19 protein-coding genes and 1 pseudogene are annotated in these 18,970 nt (G+C 64.0%); 8 read left to right on the top strand and 12 right to left on the bottom strand.

The features are described 5' to 3' along the window. Window positions 1-108 precede the first annotated feature (108 nt). The gene (locus HU772_RS03300; protein WP_186656987.1) at window positions 109-339 is read right to left on the bottom strand and encodes a helix-turn-helix transcriptional regulator; all 231 of its coding nucleotides are present in this window, start codon (window positions 337-339) and stop codon (window positions 109-111) included. Window positions 340-712: 373 nt separating this feature from the next. Here HU772_RS03300 and HU772_RS03295 point away from each other — a divergent pair, with 373 nt between their 5' ends. Both HU772_RS03295 and HU772_RS03290 read left to right on the top strand, forming a co-directional pair. Further along, window positions 713-1,564, top strand: coding sequence for a hypothetical protein (locus HU772_RS03295; RefSeq protein ID WP_186656990.1), 852 nt, complete (start codon window positions 713-715; stop codon window positions 1,562-1,564). 276 nt (window positions 1,565-1,840) lie between these two features. Continuing rightward, window positions 1,841-2,827 carry an alpha/beta fold hydrolase gene (locus HU772_RS03290; protein WP_225923096.1) on the top strand — a complete coding sequence of 329 codons (987 nt, stop codon included), beginning with the start codon at window positions 1,841-1,843 and terminating at the stop codon, window positions 2,825-2,827. 83 nt (window positions 2,828-2,910) lie between these two features. Here HU772_RS03290 and HU772_RS03285 read toward each other — a convergent pair. Continuing rightward, window positions 2,911-3,204, bottom strand: a pseudogene (locus HU772_RS03285) (DUF1016 N-terminal domain-containing protein); the annotation flags it as partial. Further along, window positions 3,204-4,595 carry a GABA permease gene (gene gabP / locus HU772_RS03280; protein ID WP_186656993.1) on the bottom strand — a complete coding sequence of 464 codons (1,392 nt, stop codon included), beginning with the start codon at window positions 4,593-4,595 and terminating at the stop codon, window positions 3,204-3,206. The gene gabP and the pseudogene HU772_RS03285, both read right to left, overlap by 1 nt. Before the next feature lie 370 nt (window positions 4,596-4,965). Between gabP and HU772_RS03275 the strand changes: the two genes are divergently transcribed. Beyond that, window positions 4,966-5,859, top strand: a complete 894-nt coding sequence (locus HU772_RS03275) for a GNAT family N-acetyltransferase (protein ID WP_186656996.1) — start codon at window positions 4,966-4,968, stop codon at window positions 5,857-5,859. 693 nt (window positions 5,860-6,552) lie between these two features. On the opposite strand, the gene HU772_RS03270 is transcribed toward HU772_RS03275, so the two are convergent. The 4 genes from HU772_RS03270 to HU772_RS03255 all read right to left on the bottom strand — a co-directional run bounded on the left by HU772_RS03270 (window position 6,553) and on the right by HU772_RS03255 (window position 9,747). Beyond that, window positions 6,553-7,563 carry a zinc-dependent alcohol dehydrogenase family protein gene (locus HU772_RS03270; RefSeq protein WP_186656999.1) on the bottom strand — a complete coding sequence of 337 codons (1,011 nt, stop codon included), beginning with the start codon at window positions 7,561-7,563 and terminating at the stop codon, window positions 6,553-6,555. Between the two features lie 67 nt (window positions 7,564-7,630). Continuing rightward, on the bottom strand, window positions 7,631-8,221 hold the full coding sequence (locus HU772_RS03265) for an HAD family hydrolase (protein WP_186657002.1): 591 nt from the start codon (window positions 8,219-8,221) through the stop codon (window positions 7,631-7,633). Continuing rightward, a complete protein-coding gene (gene tesB / locus HU772_RS03260) occupies window positions 8,218-9,087 on the bottom strand; it encodes an acyl-CoA thioesterase II (protein ID WP_186657005.1) in 870 nt (289 codons plus the stop codon). The genes HU772_RS03265 and tesB overlap by 4 nt, the downstream gene beginning before the upstream one ends. A gap of 90 nt (window positions 9,088-9,177) precedes the next feature. Further along, window positions 9,178-9,747, bottom strand: coding sequence for a GNAT family N-acetyltransferase (locus HU772_RS03255; RefSeq protein WP_186657008.1), 570 nt, complete (start codon window positions 9,745-9,747; stop codon window positions 9,178-9,180). A gap of 173 nt (window positions 9,748-9,920) precedes the next feature. Here HU772_RS03255 and pmrG point away from each other — a divergent pair, with 173 nt between their 5' ends. The 3 genes from pmrG to HU772_RS03240 all read left to right on the top strand — a co-directional run bounded on the left by pmrG (window position 9,921) and on the right by HU772_RS03240 (window position 13,046). Next, window positions 9,921-10,607, top strand: a complete 687-nt coding sequence (gene pmrG / locus HU772_RS03250; RefSeq protein WP_186657011.1) for a lipopolysaccharide core heptose(II)-phosphate phosphatase PmrG — start codon at window positions 9,921-9,923, stop codon at window positions 10,605-10,607. A 132-nt stretch (window positions 10,608-10,739) separates the two neighbouring features. Continuing rightward, complete coding sequence (locus HU772_RS03245; RefSeq protein WP_186657013.1) at window positions 10,740-11,654, top strand: histone deacetylase family protein; 915 nt, start codon at window positions 10,740-10,742, stop codon at window positions 11,652-11,654. Window positions 11,655-11,804: 150 nt separating this feature from the next. Further along, window positions 11,805-13,046: a TIGR03862 family flavoprotein gene (locus tag HU772_RS03240; protein WP_186657016.1), complete on the top strand. Its 1,242-nt coding sequence runs from the start codon at window positions 11,805-11,807 to the stop codon at window positions 13,044-13,046. A 58-nt stretch (window positions 13,047-13,104) separates the two neighbouring features. Here the strand turns inward: HU772_RS03240 and rhlE1 are convergent, their stop codons facing one another. Next, on the bottom strand, window positions 13,105-14,436 hold the full coding sequence (gene rhlE1 / locus HU772_RS03235; RefSeq protein ID WP_186657031.1) for an RNA helicase RhlE1: 1,332 nt from the start codon (window positions 14,434-14,436) through the stop codon (window positions 13,105-13,107). A gap of 228 nt (window positions 14,437-14,664) precedes the next feature. Then, window positions 14,665-15,585, bottom strand: a complete 921-nt coding sequence (yedA, locus tag HU772_RS03230) for a drug/metabolite exporter YedA (protein ID WP_186657033.1) — start codon at window positions 15,583-15,585, stop codon at window positions 14,665-14,667. Window positions 15,586-15,739: 154 nt separating this feature from the next. Here yedA and HU772_RS03225 point away from each other — a divergent pair, with 154 nt between their 5' ends. Then, complete coding sequence (locus HU772_RS03225) at window positions 15,740-16,201, top strand: Lrp/AsnC family transcriptional regulator (RefSeq protein WP_186657036.1); 462 nt, start codon at window positions 15,740-15,742, stop codon at window positions 16,199-16,201. A 4-nt stretch (window positions 16,202-16,205) separates the two neighbouring features. Here the strand turns inward: HU772_RS03225 and HU772_RS03220 are convergent, their stop codons facing one another. After that, complete coding sequence (locus HU772_RS03220) at window positions 16,206-16,682, bottom strand: NYN domain-containing protein (RefSeq protein ID WP_186657039.1); 477 nt, start codon at window positions 16,680-16,682, stop codon at window positions 16,206-16,208. A 71-nt stretch (window positions 16,683-16,753) separates the two neighbouring features. Further along, complete coding sequence (locus HU772_RS03215) at window positions 16,754-17,497, bottom strand: DUF2076 domain-containing protein (protein WP_186657043.1); 744 nt, start codon at window positions 17,495-17,497, stop codon at window positions 16,754-16,756. A gap of 157 nt (window positions 17,498-17,654) precedes the next feature. Between HU772_RS03215 and HU772_RS03210 the strand changes: the two genes are divergently transcribed. Further along, window positions 17,655-18,311, top strand: coding sequence for a YciC family protein (locus HU772_RS03210; RefSeq protein ID WP_186657046.1), 657 nt, complete (start codon window positions 17,655-17,657; stop codon window positions 18,309-18,311). A gap of 9 nt (window positions 18,312-18,320) precedes the next feature. Here HU772_RS03210 and HU772_RS03205 read toward each other — a convergent pair whose 3' ends face one another. Further along, a complete protein-coding gene (locus tag HU772_RS03205; RefSeq protein ID WP_186657049.1) occupies window positions 18,321-18,872 on the bottom strand; it encodes a hypothetical protein in 552 nt (183 codons plus the stop codon). Between the last annotated feature and the right edge of the window lie 98 nt (window positions 18,873-18,970).

The following is an 18,970-nucleotide window of genomic DNA, read 5'->3' as shown; positions in this document are numbered from 1 at the left end:
AGATTTGCCGAACTGCATCCTGGGAGAGTTAGCTGAGAACACAGGACCTTCCCAAACGGCATAAACGCCATGACCAGCCGTAGCAAGTCATGGCGTTTATGGTCAGTTCTAGCTGGCCACACTCAGGTGGCCAGTGCCGCGCACCGTAATACCCTCTGCCAGGTCACGCTCCTCGATCCTAGCCAGGATCCAGTCGTGCACCTCGCTGTCGACCCAACCGACGCAGCGGTCCCCCAGCGAGACGGGGTTCGGGAAGGTGCCCTCCCCGATGTATTTGTAGATGGTCGACCGAGCAAGGCCGGTCGAGTCGATGACTTCTTTCAGACGGATGATCCTCATGAACGGGGCTCCTCGTATTCGTTCAGAGGATTGGCAGAGCCGGTAAAAAAACACTGAAGAACTGATCCGCTGGCGCTCCTCTCATTCACCTACAGCCAGTGAATGTGCATACGTACAGTTTTCTCTGGTACCCGAACTCCGACTTAGGCTATAGCCCTGCCTCGCGGCTATTCGACTATATAAAGCTCAAAAAACAGTCAAAAACCCTACTGAACCCCAGTAGAAATGGGCTTTACACGGAAAATATGATTCTAGAATCGTCATAGAGGCGGGCTAGATTTCATAAACAAACTAGCTAGAATCGATCTAGAATAGATGTAGAATCGGACGAAAATCCGAACCAGAAATGCCCTTAGATCGGAACTGAAATGACGTGAAGACTGACAATCACGCGCGTACCAAAGATGCCGACAGGCTGAGCGAACTGCTCCAAGAACCTCATCGAAACCATCGCCACGACATCTGGCTGTGGCTGCACCTCTACCATTGCAAAGAGGCGAGGCTTGACCTCAGAACCTGCAACGGCCTAACCATGCGTGACGAGATAGCCAGAGCCCTGAGAGGCCGTAGGTTCTTCCAGTCCCTCATCCCCCAAGAGAAAGATCGACTCCTGCTTTCGGACAAAAAGCTGGAGTGGATCGAAGAGGATGAACGGCAGCATCGATGGCTGTTCCGCGAGATCGAAAAAATGACTGACTTGCGCCTGCCTCGCGGCCTAGTCCACCTCACCGGCAGAGATCGCCTCATCGGCATGATCGACCTTTGGGATATCGATATTGTCGAAAAGGCATCGGAGGTCGAACAGCTTCACCGGGACTGGCTCAGACACAAGGCGAAGGACAGTGAATTCGAATGGTTCACCGATAAGAAAGAGAGCGAAAAGCGCTGTGTCTGCGCCTGGGAGTGGCTTAAAAAGAATCATCTGTCGCCGCGCTCTAGGCAAACGCCAATCAGCAACTACCAAGAGCTGCTGATGTTCTTCGACCAAGGGGATGTAGGCCGTCACGAACGGACGGCTATACTTCGAGAAATCAAAAGGCGATGGAGTCGTAAGCAATTTGACGAGCGTACCGCCGACAAGAAGCAGGTAAACGTCATTCTCTCGAAAACGGTGATCTCCCAACTTGATGCGCTAGCGAAGGCGCAGGGTCTGAAGCGAGCTCAAATCATTGAGAACCTGGTGAGGATGGAGACTGATGCTGGCGTATACCTAACTGGAAGCTAGCTCTAACCCCCATCAAGACGCCCCAAGGTACCAAGCAAATCCTATCGGCATTCCAATTGGCATTCCAGAAAGAAAACACAACCGATAAAATATCTTTAAATCAATAGCTTGCGTCACCAGTTCAGATTACCCCGGCACACCAAATCCCAAACCAAAGAAGACACCTTACTGGCGTCTTCTTCCTACCTGAAATGCAGCTTCCACGGAGGTTGCATCGCAGCCTATCCTGCCCCTGCGAGGACAAGTCCTTGGACTGACAATTAAGGAGCCCCCAGGATGCCCACCTACCGCAACGCCATGATCTGCGCCCTCCTGGCCCTGCCAAGCACCATCGCCCACGCCACACCGCAACTGCTACACCTGGGCCAGCCCCACCCCTACGTCTTCCTCGCCTACACCAACTCCGACCTGCACCAAGCACAACCCGCCGAACATGCCGTGGTAATCATCCACGGCGTACGCCGCAACGCCGAAGACTATTACCAAACCGGTGAACAACTCCTGACCAATGCCGGGCTCACTCCGCGCAACACCTTGCTGCTGGCACCCAACTTCCTCACAGCCACCGACCCTCAGGCCAGCAACGACCTGCCACTGTGGCCCAAGGACCGTTGGATGCAAGGCAACGAGTCGAGCGCCGGACACCGGGGCATCACCAGCTTCAGCGTACTCGACGATCTGCTCGCCTACCTCGCCGATCGCCGTCGCTTCCCACACCTCAAGGACGTCGTGCTGATCGGCCACTCGGCGGGCGCCCAGCTCATGCAACGCTATGCCGTGATGGGCAAGGATTTCACCAGCCTGCCAGTGCGCTACGTGATCTCCAGCCCATCCTCATACCTGTACCTGGACGCCAAACGGCCAACCGCCACCGGATTTGCACCAATACCGGACAACCGCTGCCCAGGCTACAACCGCTATCGCTATGGCCTGGAACAGCCTCCCGCCTACCTCGCCAGCCAACGTTTGGATGCCGTTCAGTTGTTCCGTCGCTATGCATCGCGCAATGTGACCTACCTGGTGGGCGAACGCGACACTCACGCCGATAGCAAGGTCATGGACCACAGTTGCGCCGCCGAGGCCCAGGGGCCGAATCGGCTCGAGCGCCAGCTCGGTTATCTGCGTTACGAAGGTTTCCTGTCACGCACCTGGGGGGTCGCCGTTGCGCATCGCCAGTTCGTCATCCCCGAGGCGGGGCACGATGCCGGCCATCTGTTCGCCAGCCCGAAGGTGGCCGAGGTGATATTCCCGAACAAACCTTAGCGCTGTGCATCGAGGGCATAGAACTCCTGCAGCCTGGCCTGCAACAGGGCCTTGTCCGGCAGGCGGGTCTGGTACTCGGCGATCAGCGCGGCCGATGCCTTGGCCGGTTGCGTCACGCTGCGCGCGAACAGCGCGGCCTTGAGTTGGCGCTCAAGCTCACGGCTCGAGCACTTCTCCTGTGCGGCCATACGCAAGTAGAACTCGCGCTCTTCGGGGAGTTTGCACTGGCTGAGGATGATCAGGTTTTGGGTCCACGGAACTTGTGTCAGCAGTGCTGACACAAGTTCCGCATGCCCACGATAGACCTCATAAAACTGACGCATGCGAAACAGGTTCCGCCGGGTAAAACCTCTCAACCCCGGCTGGGTCAACGCCATCAGCCCATCGACCGCGCGCCCACCGCCCGCGCATGCCCGCGCGTGGTCACGATACCGAGGAACGAAATCACGATCGCCAGGCTCAGGGTCGCGGTCACCTCGGCCCGGTGCTCTTCGGTGAACATCATCACGGCCAGGGCGCCGCTGATGAACAGGATCACCGCCCAGGTCAGGTACGGGAACAACCACATGCGAAACTTCAGGTTGGTGTTCTCGCGCTCCAGCCGTCCACGCATGCGCAGTTGCGAGATGGCGATCACCAGGTACACCAGCAGGGCGATGGCGCCGGAACTGGCCAGCAGGAACTCGAACACCCCCTTGGGCGCGAAGTAGTTGAGGATGGCGATGGCCGCACCGATCAGCGTGCTGCCGAACACCGCCGCGCGCGGCACGCCTACCTTGGAGGTTTCCTTGAGCATCGCCGGGGCATCGCCGCGCTTGGCCAGCGAGTACATCATCCGCGAGGCGATGTAGATCGACGAGTTCATGCAGCTGGTCACCGCGATCAGCACCACGAAGTCGACCATCAGCGCGGCATTGGGGATGTTCATGATTTCCAGCGCCCGCTGGTACGAGCCCACCACGGCCAACTGCGGGTCGTTCCACGGCACCACCGAGATGATCACGAAGATCGACAGGATATAGAAGGTACTGATGCGCCAGATCACCGAGCGGGTGGCCTTGGCGATGTTGCGTGCCGGGTCGCTGGATTCGGAGGCGGCGATGGTCACCGCCTCGGTGCCGATGAAGCTGAACATCACGGTGATAAACGCCCCCACCACCGCCGACCAGCCCTTGGGCGCGAAGCCGCCGTGCTCGTCCATCAGGGTGCTCAGGCCGCTGACCTCGCGCGTGGGCAGCCAACCCAACAGCGCGGCGAAGCCCAGGCCGATGAAACCGAGGATCGCGGTGACCTTGAGAATGGCGAACCAGAACTCGAACTCGCCGTACTTGGCCACGCTGAACAGGTTGGTGCAGGCCAGCAACAGCACCGAGCCCAGGGCGAAGATCCAGCTGTCCACCTGGGGGAACCAGGCGTTGAGCACATGCCCGGCGGCCAACGCCTCGATGGGGATCACCAGCACCCAGAACCACCAGTACAGCCAGCCGATGGTGTAGCCGGCCCAGCGGCCGATGGCCTGGTCGGCGTAGGTGGAAAACGAGCCAGTGTCGGGGTGGGCCACGGCCATTTCGCCGAGCATGCGCATCACCAGCACCACCAGGGTGCCGGCCACGAAATAGGAAAGAATGGTGGCGGGGCCGGCCGCCGCGATGGCGTGGCCAGAGCCGACGAAAAGGCCGGCGCCGATGATGCCGGCGATCGACAGCATCGTTACATGACGTGGCTTGAAACCTTGTGCAAGGTTGCCATCAGTTCCCACGGTGTTCATTGATATTGTTCTCTTTTTGCGGACACAAGGACGGGATGGGCAGGCGCAGGCGAAACAGCATCTCCTTGAAAAACAATAACAATGACACGTCGCTCACGCGCTGTTGTTGACCTTGTTCACGCTTTCACAGAGCAACGCACCGGCGGACTCGGGGTTCATTTAAGCCCCCTGGGCGGTGGGAAAATTGTTCGAGAACGTCCCGTAGGTGCGCGATCACGACACCCCATGCCTGATCGCGGCAGATGTCGCGTTCGGCTTGTCCGTTTGCGTCAAACCAGGTCGCGGCGCAAGCTCACCACACAAAGCCTTACAGTTTTTCAAACAGGCGACAGGTAACGTTGAGGCCACTACACCGACAGCAAGGGATGCCATGACCGTCATTCTCGATGACCCCAGCCTGCGCCTGGTCGAGCACTACCGCGACGACCCGCATCTGCGCGGCGCACTCAATGCCCTGACCCAACAGACCTACGGCTTCGATTTCGAGGCCTGGTACCAGGCCGGCTTCTGGCCGGACGACCACCAACCCTGCTCACTGGTGCGCGCGGGCAAGATGCTGGCCAACGCCTCGAGCAATCGGCTCGACTTCAGCTTCGACGGCCAGCACCTGCGCACCGTGCAGATCGGCACGGTGATGACCGTTCCCGATGCACAAGGCAACGGCTACAGCCGCTACCTGATGGAACGATTAGTGACGCGCTGGGCCGAGCACTGCGACCTGCTGTACCTGTTTGCCAACAGCACGGTGCTGGAGCTGTACCCCAAGTTCGGCTTTCGCCGGGTGGTCGAGCACGAGCATTACCTGCCGTGGTCGGCCCCACCCTGCGCCAACTCCTTCAAACCGGTTGACCTCGATAACAGCGAACAACGTCGACAGTTCATGGCAACGGTCGCCAGCAGTTGCCCACAGGCACGCTTGAGCCTGCAGCCGCATGTGTCGCAGACCATGTTCTATTGCCAGGGCCCGTACCGCGAGGCGTTGCACTATTCGACGGTGCATGACGCCTATGTGGTGGTGGAGCACGAGCAAGGCCGGATGGTGCTGGCCGAGGTGTACTGCGCACGGCCGGTCGCGTTGCTGGAGATTGTCGGGGAGTTGGTCCGCGACGAGACCCGCGAGGTAGTGCTGGGGTTCACGCCGTTGCAGGGCGAGGGGTTCGCCACGCGGCTTGTGGATAACGACGATGCGTTGTTTGTCTGGGGTTCGACGGCTACCGCATTGGAAGGGCAAGCGCTGATGTTCCCGTTGCTCTCACATACCTGAGGCAAGCGCGGTGCCTGTGGGAGCAACTGTCTTGCTCAACTGCTAAAGCTAGAGCGGTCGCTGTGGGAGCGGCTTCAGCCGCGAACACCGGCACAGCCGGTGCCAGGCACCGCGTCGCTTGCTTCGCGGGCAAGCCCGCTCCCACAGGTATGGTGCATGCCGTGAGGTCGGCGCGGTCGCTGTGGGAGCGGCTTCAGCCGCGAACACCGGTGCAGCCGGTGCCAGGCACCGCGTCGCTTGCTTCGCGGGTAAACCCGCTCCCACAGGTGTGGTGCATGTCCTGAGGTCGGCGCGGTCGCTGTGGGAGCGGCTTCAGCCGCGAACACCGGTGCAGACGGTGCCAGGCACCGCGTCGCTTGCTTCGCGGCGGTTCGGCGCCCCGATAAACCCGCTCCCACAGGTGTGGTGCATGTCCTGAGGTCGGCGCGGTCGCTGTGGGAGCGGCTTCAGCCGCGAACACTGGCACAGCCGGTGCCAGACACCGCGTCGCTTGCTTCGCGGCGGTTCGGCGCCCCGATAAACCCGCTCCCACAGGTGTGGTGCATGCCCTGAGGTCGGCGCGGTCCCTGTGGGAGCGGCTTCAGCCGCGAACACCGGCATAGCCGGTGCCAGGCACCGCGTTGTTTTATTCGCAGCGGTTCAACGCCCCGATAGACCCACCCCCACAGGGATCTGCGCAAACTATCTGCTGCATCACCAGGTCAGGCAGATCTTGCCGAAATGCCGGTTGCTCTCCTGGTAGCGGAACGCCTCGACGATCTGCTCCAGCTCAAAATGCTTGTCCACCACCGGCCGCAAGCCATTGGCGTCAATGGCCCGGACCATCGCCTGCTGTTGCGCGCGGCTGCCCACCAGCACCCCTTGCAGGCGGATCTGCCGCACCAGCGCCTGGACCAGCGGCAACTGCCCGGCCACGCCGGTGAGAATACCGATCAGCGACACATGCCCACCGATACGCGCGGCAATCATCGATTGCTCCAGGGTGGCCGGCCCGCCAACTTCGATCACATGGTCCACGCCACGTCCAGCAGTGAGCTCACGCACTTTCTCGCCCCATGCCGGCGTGGTCTTGTAGTTGATCAGGTGGTCCGCGCCAAGGGCCTTGAGGCGCTCGAGCTTGGCATCGCTGGACGAAGTGGCGATCACCGTGGCGCCCGCCAGCTTGGCGAACTGCAAGGCGAAGATCGACACGCCGCCGGTGCCCTGCACCAGCACGCTGTCACCCGGTTTGAGGTGGTCATCGCTCATCAGCGCGCGCCAGGCGGTGAGGCCGGCGGTGGTCAGGGTCGCCGACTCGGCATGGCTGTAGCCCTTCGGCGCGTGGGTGAAGGACGTGGCGCGAGCCGTCACCTGCTCGCGGGCATAACCGTCGATACCATCGCCCGGCACGCTGGCGAAGCCTTCGACCTGGGCCTGGCCGTCGAGCCAGTCGGGGAAGAAGGTGCTGACCACCGTGTCGCCGACCTGGAATTCGCTGACGCCCGCCCCTACCGCAATGACCTCGCCGGCACCGTCGGCCATGGGGATACGGCGTTCGCTCGGCCCCCACATGCCGCTGACCACGGCAAAGTCATGGTAATTGAGGGAACTGGCGTGCAGGCGCACGGTGATTTCACCGGCCTTGGGCGCGGCGGCCTCGCAGGTGCCGACCTGGACCTTGTCGTAGCCGCCGCCGGGTTGGACGTAGATGGCCTTGTTGCTCATGGGATGGGTCTCCATCTCGTGGAAAAGTGTGGAGTGCAGCTTAGCCAATCACGCAGCGATGCGTCCCTCAGCCGAGCATCGCCCTCAACGCCCGGCAATCCACCGCATGCCAATCGACCAACTGCGGCCAGGGGTTGTCCGGCAGGTTCACCAACACCGTGCGGGTGCCGGCGGCGCGGCCGCAATCGAGGTCGAAGCGATAGTCGCCAACCATGACCATCTGTTGCGGCGCCACGCCCCAGGCCTGGGCAATCTGCAACAACCCATCCGGGCTAGGCTTGGGCGCGGCTTCGTCACGGCCGAGGATTTGTTCGACCGGGAAGTAATCGGCCAGGCCGATGGCCTCCAGCGTGACATGGGCCAGCTCCCGGGCGTTGCGAGTGAGGATCGCCAACCGGCAACCACGCGCGGCCAACTCGCGCACCAGCTCCAGCGCCCCTGTAGCGGCCTGCGAGGCCAGCGCCAAGTCGCGCTCGTGCTCCAGCAGCCAGGCGTGCTTGGCCGCCGCCTCGTCCGTCGGCAACGCCGCCAGGTGAGTAAGGATGTCGTGCGCGGGCGGAATACCCAGCGCCTCGCGAATGGCCGCGAAGTCATGCGCCGCCACGGTCAGGGTGCCGTCCATGTCGAACACCCAATGGCGGATTTCGGCCAGGCTCATGCCCAATCCTTGCGGTGGCGGATCAGGCCTTCCTGGGTCGACGAGGCCACCAGTTGCCCAGCGCGGTTGAAGATACTGCCACGGCAGAAGCCACGGGCGTTACCGGCCCAGGGGCTGTCGGTGGCGTACAGCAGCCAGTCATCGGCGCGCAGGTCGCGGTGGAACCACAGCGAGTGGTCGAGGCTGGCGATCTGCATATCCTTCTGCCACACCGAGCGGCCATGGGGCAGCAGCGCGGTGGTCAGCAGGCCGAAGTCCGAGGCGTAGGCCAGCAGGTACTTGTGCAACGCGGGGATATCCGGGAGCGTGCCGTCGGCGCGGAACCAGGCATACTTGACCGGGTCGCCGGGTTTGGGATTGAACGGGTCACGCTCGGTAACCGGGCGGATCTCGATCGGTTTGGCGCACAGCACCTTCTCGCGGATGCGCTCAGGCAGCTTGTCGGCCAGGGTGCGGGCCAGCTCGACCTCGCTGGGCAGGTTCTCCGGGCCGACCACCTCGGGCATCTGCGCCTGGTGCTCGAAGCCGTCCTCGTCGTACTGGAACGACGCACTGCAGGTGAAGATCGGCTGGCCCTTCTGGATCGCCGTCACTCGCCGGGTGCTGAAGCTGCCGCCATCGCGCACGCGGTCCACCGAGTAGACCACCGGCATGCTGGCATCGCCCGGGCGCAGGAAGTAGCCATGCAACGAATGCACGTGACGCGCTTCCTCGACCGTCTGGCTGGCGGCCGACAACGACTGGCCGAGCACCTGGCCGCCGTACAGCTGACGAAAGCCCAGGTCCTGGCTGCGTCCACGGAACAGGTTCTCCTCGATCGACTCGAGGCTCAGCAAGTCGACCAGATCGTCGAGTACATGGCTCATGGGCATCTCCTGGCAAGGCGTCACGGTGCTGTTATGTCGGCAAATGATACAAGGTTTGTCATTCAACCCGTCGAGTGAATACCCGTGCATTCAACCGCGCAGGTTCTGTTGCCAGCGCGCTCGGTCGATGCGATACAGCACATGGGCACGCAATGGATCGCCAACCGCCAGGCGCGGATGCTCGAAGCTGCCGTCCAGGTCCTGGACCATGCCGATGGCCTGCATGACTTTCTGCGAAGGCACGTTGCTTTCACTGGTGAACGACACCACCTCGTCCAGCTGCAACTGGGCGAAGGCGCAGCGCAGGCAGGCCCACGCCGCCTCGCTGGCAAAACCCAGGCCCCAGTGGCGCCGGGCCAGGCGCCAGCCGATCTCCACGGCCGGGACGAACGCTGCGTCGAAGCTGACGTTGAGCAGCCCGGTCATGCCGATGAAGGCGCCGGTATCCTTGCGCTCCAGTGCCCACAAGCCAAAGCCGTATTCGTTGAAGTGGCCACGGATGCGGCCGATCAGCGCGGCAGCCTCCACCCGGTTCATAGGCGCGGGGAAATAGCGCATCACCTGCGGATCGGCGCACAGCGCGGCGAACTCGCGCAGGTCGTCGTCCTGCCATTGGCGCAACACCAGGCGCGGGCTTTCCAGTTCAAGGATGGGGGGCATCGGCTGGCTCCAGAATCGCAGTGCGCCAGTGTACAGCGTAGGACGATCCAGGTGATCGCACCCAACCCGATGCTTTTTTCACATCGGCTTCACCGCCCTCCGACAGCCTGCTGCGCAGAATCCCGGCAGACACCGCGGCCATCGTCGACGCCGCAATGCCATCGGAGTGACGCATGCATCCCAGCAACACCTTGCCCAACCCGGCCACCCTGGCCCGGCCCCGGCGCCGCCGTTCGCCCCTGACCCTCGGCGCCGCCTTTGGCCTGCTCCTGACCCTCGTCGGTGGCGGGGCGTGGCTAGCGACGAGGACTCACATCGTGAACCTTGGCAACGAGCAACAACTGAGCGACAGCGGCCTGCTGCAAGACTGGAAGGACGGCGCAGTGATCGTGATGATCCGCCACGCCGAGCGTTGCGATGCGGCCCCCGGGCCGTGCCTGGATGATCCCAGCGGCATCACCGTCGCCGGCCGCCTGGCCGCGCAGCGAGTCGGCCAGGGCATGCAGCAACTGGGCCTCGATGGCAGCGACCTGCTCAGCAGCCCCAAGCTGCGCACCCGCCAGACCGCGCATTTCATCCTCGGCCAGGCGGTCGCCGGCGAAGACTGGCTGGCGCGTTGCGACCACCAGTTCCCCGCCGAGGCGATGGCGCGCAAGCGGCCCGGGCACAACCTGGTGCTGATCACCCACAACGGCTGCATCGACCATTTCGCCCGCCAGCAGCATGTACCGGGTGGCGAGCGCGAGAGCGGCTATGCCAGCGCGCTGTTCGTCTCGGTGGATGGCAACGGCAAGGCGCGGATCCTCGGGCGCATGAACGAACCGGACTGGCAGCGCGTGCTGGCGTCCACCACCCGCTGACCCCACATCCCCCATTGGAGCCAGCCTTGCGCCGAACCAGGCGGCAAGCCGGCTCCTGCCACGCTCGATTGCATTGGCATCGGCGCCGGCAATGCTGGCAAGATCGGCACTCGCCCCCACCGCGCCGACACCATGCACCTGCCGCTGATCTACCACGACGACTACAGCCCTGAATTCCCCCCTGACCATCGCTTCCCGATGGACAAGTTCCGCCTGCTGCGCGATCACCTGGTGGACAGCGGCCTGACCACCGATGCGGCCCTGCTGCGCCCGCAGATCTGCCCCAATGACATCCTCGCCCTGGCCCACGACCGCGGCTACATCGAGCGCTACATGAACGGCGAACTGTCGCGCGAAGACCAGCGTCGCCTGGGCCTGCCCTGGAGCGAAGCCCTGGCCCGGCGCACCGTGCGCGCGGTCGGTGGCTCGCTGCTGGCCGCCGAGCAGGCCTTGCAACACGGCATCGCCTGCCACCTGGCCGGTGGCACCCACCACGCCCACTACGATCACCCCGCCGGGTTCTGCATCTTCAACGACCTGGCGGTGATCAGTCATTACCTGCTGGCGGCCGGACGGGTGCAACGGGTGCTGATCTTCGACTGCGACGTGCACCAGGGCGACGGCACCGCGCGCATCCTCCACGACACCCCGGAGGCGATCACCGTGTCGCTGCACTGCGAGCAGAACTTCCCGGCGCGCAAGGCCCAGAGCGACTGGGATATTCCCTTGCCGCGCGGCATGGACGACCAGGCCTATCTCAAGGTGGTCGAGGATGCGCTGAACTACCTGCTGCCGCTGTACCAACCTGACCTGGTGCTGTACGACGCCGGGGTCGACGTGCACAAGGATGATGCCCTGGGTTACCTGCACCTCACCGATGCGGGCCTGGCTGCCCGCGACGAGCATGTGCTGCGCCAGTGCCTGGGCCGCGATATCCCGGTGGTGGGGGTGATCGGCGGTGGCTACAGCAAGGACCGCGCCGCCCTGGCGCGACGTCACGGTATCCTCCATCACAGCGCGGCGCGGGTCATCGGTTGTTCACAATGACTGTGGAACCGCCTGTGGATAACCTGCGGGAAAGCCCCGCCAGCCCTTTAACTGCCTGACCTGCAAAGAGTTGATCATTATTTGATCAGTGCCCTGGCAGGCCGCGCTGGGGTAGAATGCGCGTTCTTTTCCACAGCCTGCCGCCCCGCCATGAACGATTCCACAGCTCGCTCCCGCCCCCTCGTCGCCGTGATCGGTGGCGGCCCCGCCGGCCTGATGGCCGCCGAGGCCCTGGCCCAACGTGGCGTGGCGGTCGAGGTGTTCGATGCCATGCCATCGGTGGGCCGCAAGTTCCTGCTGGCCGGGGTCGGCGGCATGAACATTACCCATTCTGAAGCCTACCCTGCCTTCGTCACACGCTACGCCGAACGCCAGGGCGAGATCGATGCGCTGCTGCGCGGCTTCGATGCCCAAGCGCTGCGCCAGTGGATCCATGGCCTGGGCATCGAGACCTTCGTCGGCACCTCGGGCCGGGTGTTCCCCCGCGACATGAAGGCCGCGCCCCTGCTGCGCGCCTGGCTCAAGCGCCTGCGCGAGGCCGGGGTGGTTATCCACACCCGCCACCGCTGGCTGGGCTGGAGCGCCGATGGCGCCTTGCGGATCGCTTATCCACAGGGTGAGTTGCAGGTACGCGCAGACGCCGTGGTACTGGCCTTGGGTGGCGGCAGTTGGGCGCGCCTGGGTTCGGACGGCGCCTGGGTTGCGCTGCTGGCCGATCGGGGTGTGGATATCTCGCCCTTGCAGGCGAGCAACTGCGGCTTCGAGGTGGCGAGTTGGAGCGACCTGCTCAAGAGCAAGTTCGCCGGCGCGCCGCTGAAGAACATTGCCCTGGCCATGCCCAGCGCCGCGCCGCGCAAGGGTGAGTTCATCCTGACCGCCCAGGGCGTGGAAGGCAGCCTGGTGTATGCCTGGTCGGCGCCACTGCGCGAAGCGATCAACCGTGACGGCCAGGCGACCTTGCTGCTCGATCTGCTACCGGACCGGCCTGTGGACAAGATCGCCCAGGCCCTGGCCAAACCCCGGGGTTCGCGCTCGATGGCCAAGCACCTGCACGGCCAGTTGGGTCTCGACGGCGTCAAGGCCGCGCTATTGCGCGAACTCACCGATCCGGCGACCTTCGCCGAGCCGCAGCGGTTGGCGGCGGCGATCAAGGCCCTGCCGATCACGCTGGTGGGTGTCCGGCCGCTGGACGAAGCGATCAGCAGCGCCGGTGGCGTGCGCTTCGAGGCGCTGGACGAGGGGTTGATGCTGGCGGGCTTGCCGGGGGTGTTCTGCGCCGGCGAGATGCTGGACTGGGAGGCGCCGACTGGGGGATATCTGCTGACGGCGTGTTTTGCCAGTGGGTTGCGCGCGGGACATGCGGCGGCGGATTGGCTGATGCGCTCCACGTGAAGCCCCATTCGCCGGCAAGGCTGGCTCCTAAAGGAGCCGGCCTTGCCGGCGAAGCGCTTCAGGGTTTGCGCTTGCGCGGCTTGGCGCCGAAGCTCGGGACCTTGCGCACGGCCTTCACCGCCGGCTCCGCCGCGCCCGACTCGGCGCTGTCCATCCAGCGCCCCAGGCCGCGCGTGGCGCTGTTCTCCTTGGGCTTTTTCGGCTTCTTCGGTTTCTTCACCACCTGGCCACTGGCATCGATCTGCGGCACCCGGTGATCGGGGATGAAGTCCGGTTCTTCATGGCGCGGCAACTGCTGGCGAATCAGCGTCTCGATCGCTGCCAGCAGGTTCACCTCGTCCGCACACACCAGCGAAATCGCCTCGCCCTTGTTGCCGGCACGGCCAGTACGGCCGATCCGGTGCACATAGTCCTCGGCGACAATCGGCAGGTCGAGGTTGACCACCAGCGGCAGGTCGTCGATATCCAGGCCACGAGCGGCGACATCGGTGGCCACCAGCACCTGGACCTCACGGGCCTTGAAGCTGTCCAGCGCCCGCTGGCGGGTCGCTTGCGGGCGGTCGCCGTGGATGCCATCGGCATTCACGCCCTCGGCCAGCAGGCGTTCGACCAATTGGTCCACGCCATTGCGGGTCTTGGCGAACACCAGCACCTGCTTCCAGCGCTGCTTGCGCAGCAGGTGGCAGAACAGGTCGGCCTTGCGCTTTTTATCCACAGGCACCAGCCACTGCTTGACCGTGCTGGCGGTGGTGTTGCGCGGGCTGACTTCGATACTCAGCGGGTCGTTCAGGGCCAGGCCCGCGAGCAGGCGAATCTGCTCCGAGAAGGTGGCGGAGAACAGCAAGGTCTGGCGCTTGCGTGGCAGCGCGGCGTACACCGCCTGCAGCTCCTCGGCGAAGCCCAGGTCGAGCATGCGGTCAGCTTCGTCGAGCACCAGGGTCTGTACCTGGCCGAACTTGATAGCGTTCTGGCGGAACAGGTCAAGCAAGCGGCCCGGGGTGGCCACCAGCAGGTCGACACCACGACGCAGGCGCATCATCTGCGGGTTGATGCTGACCCCGCCATACACCGCATAGGTGGACAGCGGCAGGTTCTCGGCATACTCGCGCACATTGGCATGCACCTGCTCGGCCAGCTCGCGGGTCGGCACCAGCACCAGCGCGCGAATCGAGTTGCTGGCCACCTTCTCCCCTTCCAGGGCCAGGCGCTGCAATACCGGCAGGGCGAAGCCGGCGGTCTTGCCGGTGCCGGTCTGGGCCGCGGCCATCAGGTCGCGGCCAGCGAGCACGGCGGGGATGGCCTTGGCCTGGACCGGGGTGGGGGTGGTGTAGTCCAGCGTCTGCAAGGTGCGCAGCAGCGGTTCGATCAGGCCGAGTTGGGCGAAGTTCATGGCAATACCGTCAGGGGGTTCAGCGAAGGCGGCAAGTTTACCCCAGCACCACGGCGGCCCAAAGAACAAAGGCCCTGTGGGAGCGGGTTTATCGGGGCGCCGAACCGCCGCGAAGCAAGCGACGCGGTGCCTGGCACCGGCTGTGGCGGTGTTCGCGGCTGAAGCCGCTCCCACAGCGACCGCGCGAGAGCAAGACAGTTGCTCCCACAGGGTCAGAAGCCCCTTGCCTTATTTGCACACCCCTTCCTTCAGCGACACGGGCTGCGCCGGCGCCTTGCGCCATTGCGGCAGGCCGATCAGCACCACCGCGCCGATGATCACCGCCATGGCCACGCACTCTTCGGCGCCGATCTGCTCGCCGGCGAACAGAATCCCCAGCAGCACCGCCACCGCCGGGTTGACGTAGGCGTAGCTGGTGGCCGCGGCCGGGCGCACGTGCTTGAGCAGGTACATGTACGAGCTGAACGCCAGGATCGAGCCGAACAACACCAGGTAGGCCAGCGCGCCCCAACCGGCGGCGCTGGGCATCTGGGTCATGCGCTCACCGCTCAGGGCACTGCCGATCAGCAGCGCGATGCCGCCCACCAGCATTTCCGCGGCGCTGGCCATGGCGCCCTGGGGCAGTGGCAGGCTCTTGCTCCACACCGAGCCAAAAGCCCAAGCTGCCGCGGCGAACAGGATCAGCGCCGCGCCCATGGGGCTGGCCTGCAGGTTGGAGCCCATGTTGAGCAAGCCGATACCGACCAGACCAAGCACGATCCCCGCCCATTCCAGCCGTGAATTGCGGTGGCCGAAGAACAGGCCGAACACCAGGGTGAACAGCGGCACGGTGGCCACCGCCAGGGCGGCCACGCCCGAGGCCACCCCGGCGTGCTCGGCCAGGGTCACGCCGCCGTTGCCGCAACTGAGCAGCAGGAAGCCGATGGCTCCGGCCGCGCGCCATTGCGGCCAGGTCGGCGCCGGCGCCCCGCGCCAGCGCAGGAAGCCGTAGAGCAGGCTGCCGGCAATCACAAAGCGTACCCCGGCCATCAGCAGCGGTGGCCAGGACTCCACGCCAATGCGGATGAACAGGTAGGTCGAGCCCCAGACCAGGTACAGGGCGAGGAAGGCACCGATGAGCAACAACGGGAAGCGACGGGAGGCAGGCATGAAAGAGGGCTCGAAATCCGTTTACGGGTGACTTAGTTTAGGAAGGGCCTGCCGCAAACTTAAGTTACAAAACAGGTTTAAAACACCAAAACACTTTGTAATAAACGGTTATGCACGCCGTTCACCATCGATTGCAAAGTCACCAGGACTCACCATGGACAAGTACGATCGCATGCTCCTCGCCGCCCTGCTGGAAAACGGCCGGGCCACCTACGCGCAGCTGGCGCGCCAGGTCAATCTTTCCGCCCCGGCAGTGGCCGAGCGCGTGGCCAAGCTGGAGGCCAGTGGGGTGATCAGCGGCTACACCGCCAAGGTCGACCTGGAGAAGATCGGCCTGCCGATCCAGTGCGTGATCGAACTGCGCCTGGCCAGCCATGGCAACCAGCAGGCCTATGAAGCGCTGGAGAAGATCCCCGAACTCACCGAATGCCACCGGGTGACCGGCGATCCGTGCGTGATCATGCAGGCAGCGGTGGCGTCGATGAGCGAGCTGGAGGCGCTGATCAACCGGGTATCGCAGCTGGGCTTCAGCAAGACCTCGATCATTCTCTCGAGCGCGGTGCCGCGACGAGTGCCGCTGGAACATCTGAACGGCAAATCGAGCCGATCGTCGTAGGCGCTCAGCGCAGCAGCAACTTGCCCTCGATCGGCACATAGCGGCTGGCCGCGCGAATCACCGACAACGCCGTCAATCCGGGTACGCCATAGACCACGGTTTCCACACCATGGCGCTGCATCGCCCGCTCCAGCAGCAGGTCGAAATCACCGTCGCCGGAGGCCAGCACCACCTGGTCGACCCGCGCCGCCGCCTCGATCACATCCAGGGTGATGCCCACATCCCAGTCACCTTTGGCCGAGCCGTCGGCGCGCTGAATATAGGGTTTCAGACGCACCTCGAAACCCAGGTTGCGCAGGATCTGCTGGAACTGTTGCTGCTTGCTGTCGCCGCGGTCGATGGCATAGGCCAGCGCCTCGACGATCTGCCCTTCGCGGCTGACGTCGGCCCACAGCGCGGCATAGTTGAAATGACAGCCATGGCCTTGGCGCACCGTGTAGTAGAGGTTCTGCACATCGGCGAACAGCGCGATCTTCTTCAAGCCAGGGCACCTCGTCGAGTCTTGGAGAGGGCCGCTGCGCGGCCCGCAATTCAACGAGTATGCCAGAGCCCTCAGACGTAGTCGTCGTCCGAGAAGAAGCCGCCGCCATCGCCACTGTAATCGGTGTCGGCGAACCCGCCCTGGTCATTGCCCCAGCCACTGTTGTCGGCCACCTGGCGCTGACTGTCCTGGTCATTCCAGCCGCCCTGGTCACTGGCAGGCGCCGGTTCTTCCTTGATTACCTCGACCACCTCTTCAGGTTGCGAATGGTGATTGAACAGGCTGCTGATGCCCTGGGCCAGGAGCACGCCACCGGCCACGCCCGCGGCGGTCTGCATGGCGCCGCCAAGGAAGCTGCTGGCACCACTACGCGCTGGCGCGGGTGCCGCGCCGAAGCCTGGTTGCTGGGGCGGTGGTGCATAGGCCTGGGGTGCCGGTTCGCGCCAACCGCCGCCAGAGCTGGGTGGCGGGGCGACCGAGCGCTGGGGCTCGGGCGCCGGGCTGCGCGCGCCGGCACCGAATATGCTGGAGAGGAAACCGCCACCACTGCTGGCGCCGCTGGAGCGGGTCGCGTCGAGCTGGGCCCGAGCCTGCTTGAGCTCGGCCTCGAGCTGCTTGCTCTGCTCGTCCAGGCGCTTGATCGCCGCTTCCTGCACCAGGATCGCCTGGGCCATGTAATACGGCGCCGCCGGCTGCTGGCGCAGATGCTCCTCGATGCGTGCCTGGGCCTGGGCATCACGTGGCTGGGCCGGATCCTCAGCTTGCTTGAGACGGCCGAACAGGCCATCGATCAGGGTTTGTTCTTCAGTGTTCATCGGGGCAACCTCATGGGCTGAACAGGACATCGGACAGCGTCAAAGATGAGGGCCCGGGCGTGACGATTCAATTGCCCGGGCCATGAAACTTTTTTCAGCAAGCGCGCCGACTGGGCTAAAGTTACGCCCTGCTTTTTCTGCCATGCGATGTTGACCGATGAATCCGCTGAGCGTTCTGCGCGACTCCCTGTACTTCTTCCGCCGCCACCTGGCGAGCATCCTCCAGCTGTGCCTGCCACTGGTGGTGCTCGAGGCCCTCCTCACCCAACTGCTCGATCGGCAACTGGGCGAGCAGGCCGCGCCGGCCTTCGGCATGCTGGTCAGCCTGCTGTTCTACCCGCTGTACACCGCGGCACTGATCCTCTACCTCGACACCCGCAGCAACGGCCAGGCGATCGCCAAGCGCGACCTGTTCGCCCGCGCCCTGCAGTTGTGGCCAAGGCTGGCGTTGCTGGTGGTGATCTGCACGCTGCTGATCTCGGCGGGCCTGCTGCTGTTCATCTTCCCCGGCGTGTGGATCATGGTGAACCTGGTGTTCGCCGAATACCTGCTGGTATTGCGCGGGCTGCCGGTGATCGAGGCGATGCGCACCAGCGCACGCATGACCACCGGGCACTTCCTGCGCATCATGATCTGCATGCTGGCGGTGCTGGCGCCGCTGTGGTTGATCGAAGGCTTGCTGATCAGCGCCTTCCCCGAACCACAGCCCGGCGTGCGATTGGCCGTGGACAGCTTCAACGGCTTCCTGCAGCTGTTCGCCACCGTGGTGCTGTATCGCCTGTTCATGTTGCGCGAAAGCGAAGCGGGCGCCTGAGCCGGGGCCTCAGCGCAACGGTGTGATCAGGAACTCACACAGACTTTCGGCATATTCTGTATAAACGTTCAGATGGTCCAGATACCCCCCCAGACGGTCATAGGGCCTACCATCGGTGGGGTATTCACCAATCTTGACCGTATGCCCCTCGTGATCACGCCAGCGGCACCGCAATTGCCGCCCGTCCCAGGCCAGTGGCTCAAGCTTGAAGGTCATGATTGCTTCGGCGGCGGCATACATGCCGATGTAGCCTTTGTTGCTGCGGGCCAGTCGACGCCTCTCACGTTGTCCGGTTCCGCACATCTGGTAATGCAGGCGGTCGGTGGTGTGGGCGTGCAGCTTGAACTGGAAGACTCGCCGACTGTCCTCGTAGGTCTTGCCTGGCTCGCCCTTGATCAGCCAATCCCAGCGACCAGGTACGATGGACTTGGCATAGTCCTCCTCGGTACTGAGCACAATGGGGTAGGTTGCGCCCTGGTAGATCGCGTGAATGGTGCACTCGAAAATTTTTAGGTTACTGAAGGACATCGGTGCCGCGCTTGAGACTTGCTCGAGATTCATGTTGAAAAAGACCTTTGCTGTTGGATACCTCGACGGTTGCCAAGGCATCGGGCCATCTTGCGTGTCGCGGCAAACGACAGGCAGGGTGAAACAGCTCC

Source organism: Pseudomonas xantholysinigenes (assembly GCF_014268885.2).
GTDB classification, from domain to species: Bacteria; Pseudomonadota; Gammaproteobacteria; order Pseudomonadales; family Pseudomonadaceae; genus Aquipseudomonas; species Aquipseudomonas xantholysinigenes.
This window is presented reverse-complemented; position numbering and strand designations above follow the sequence as displayed.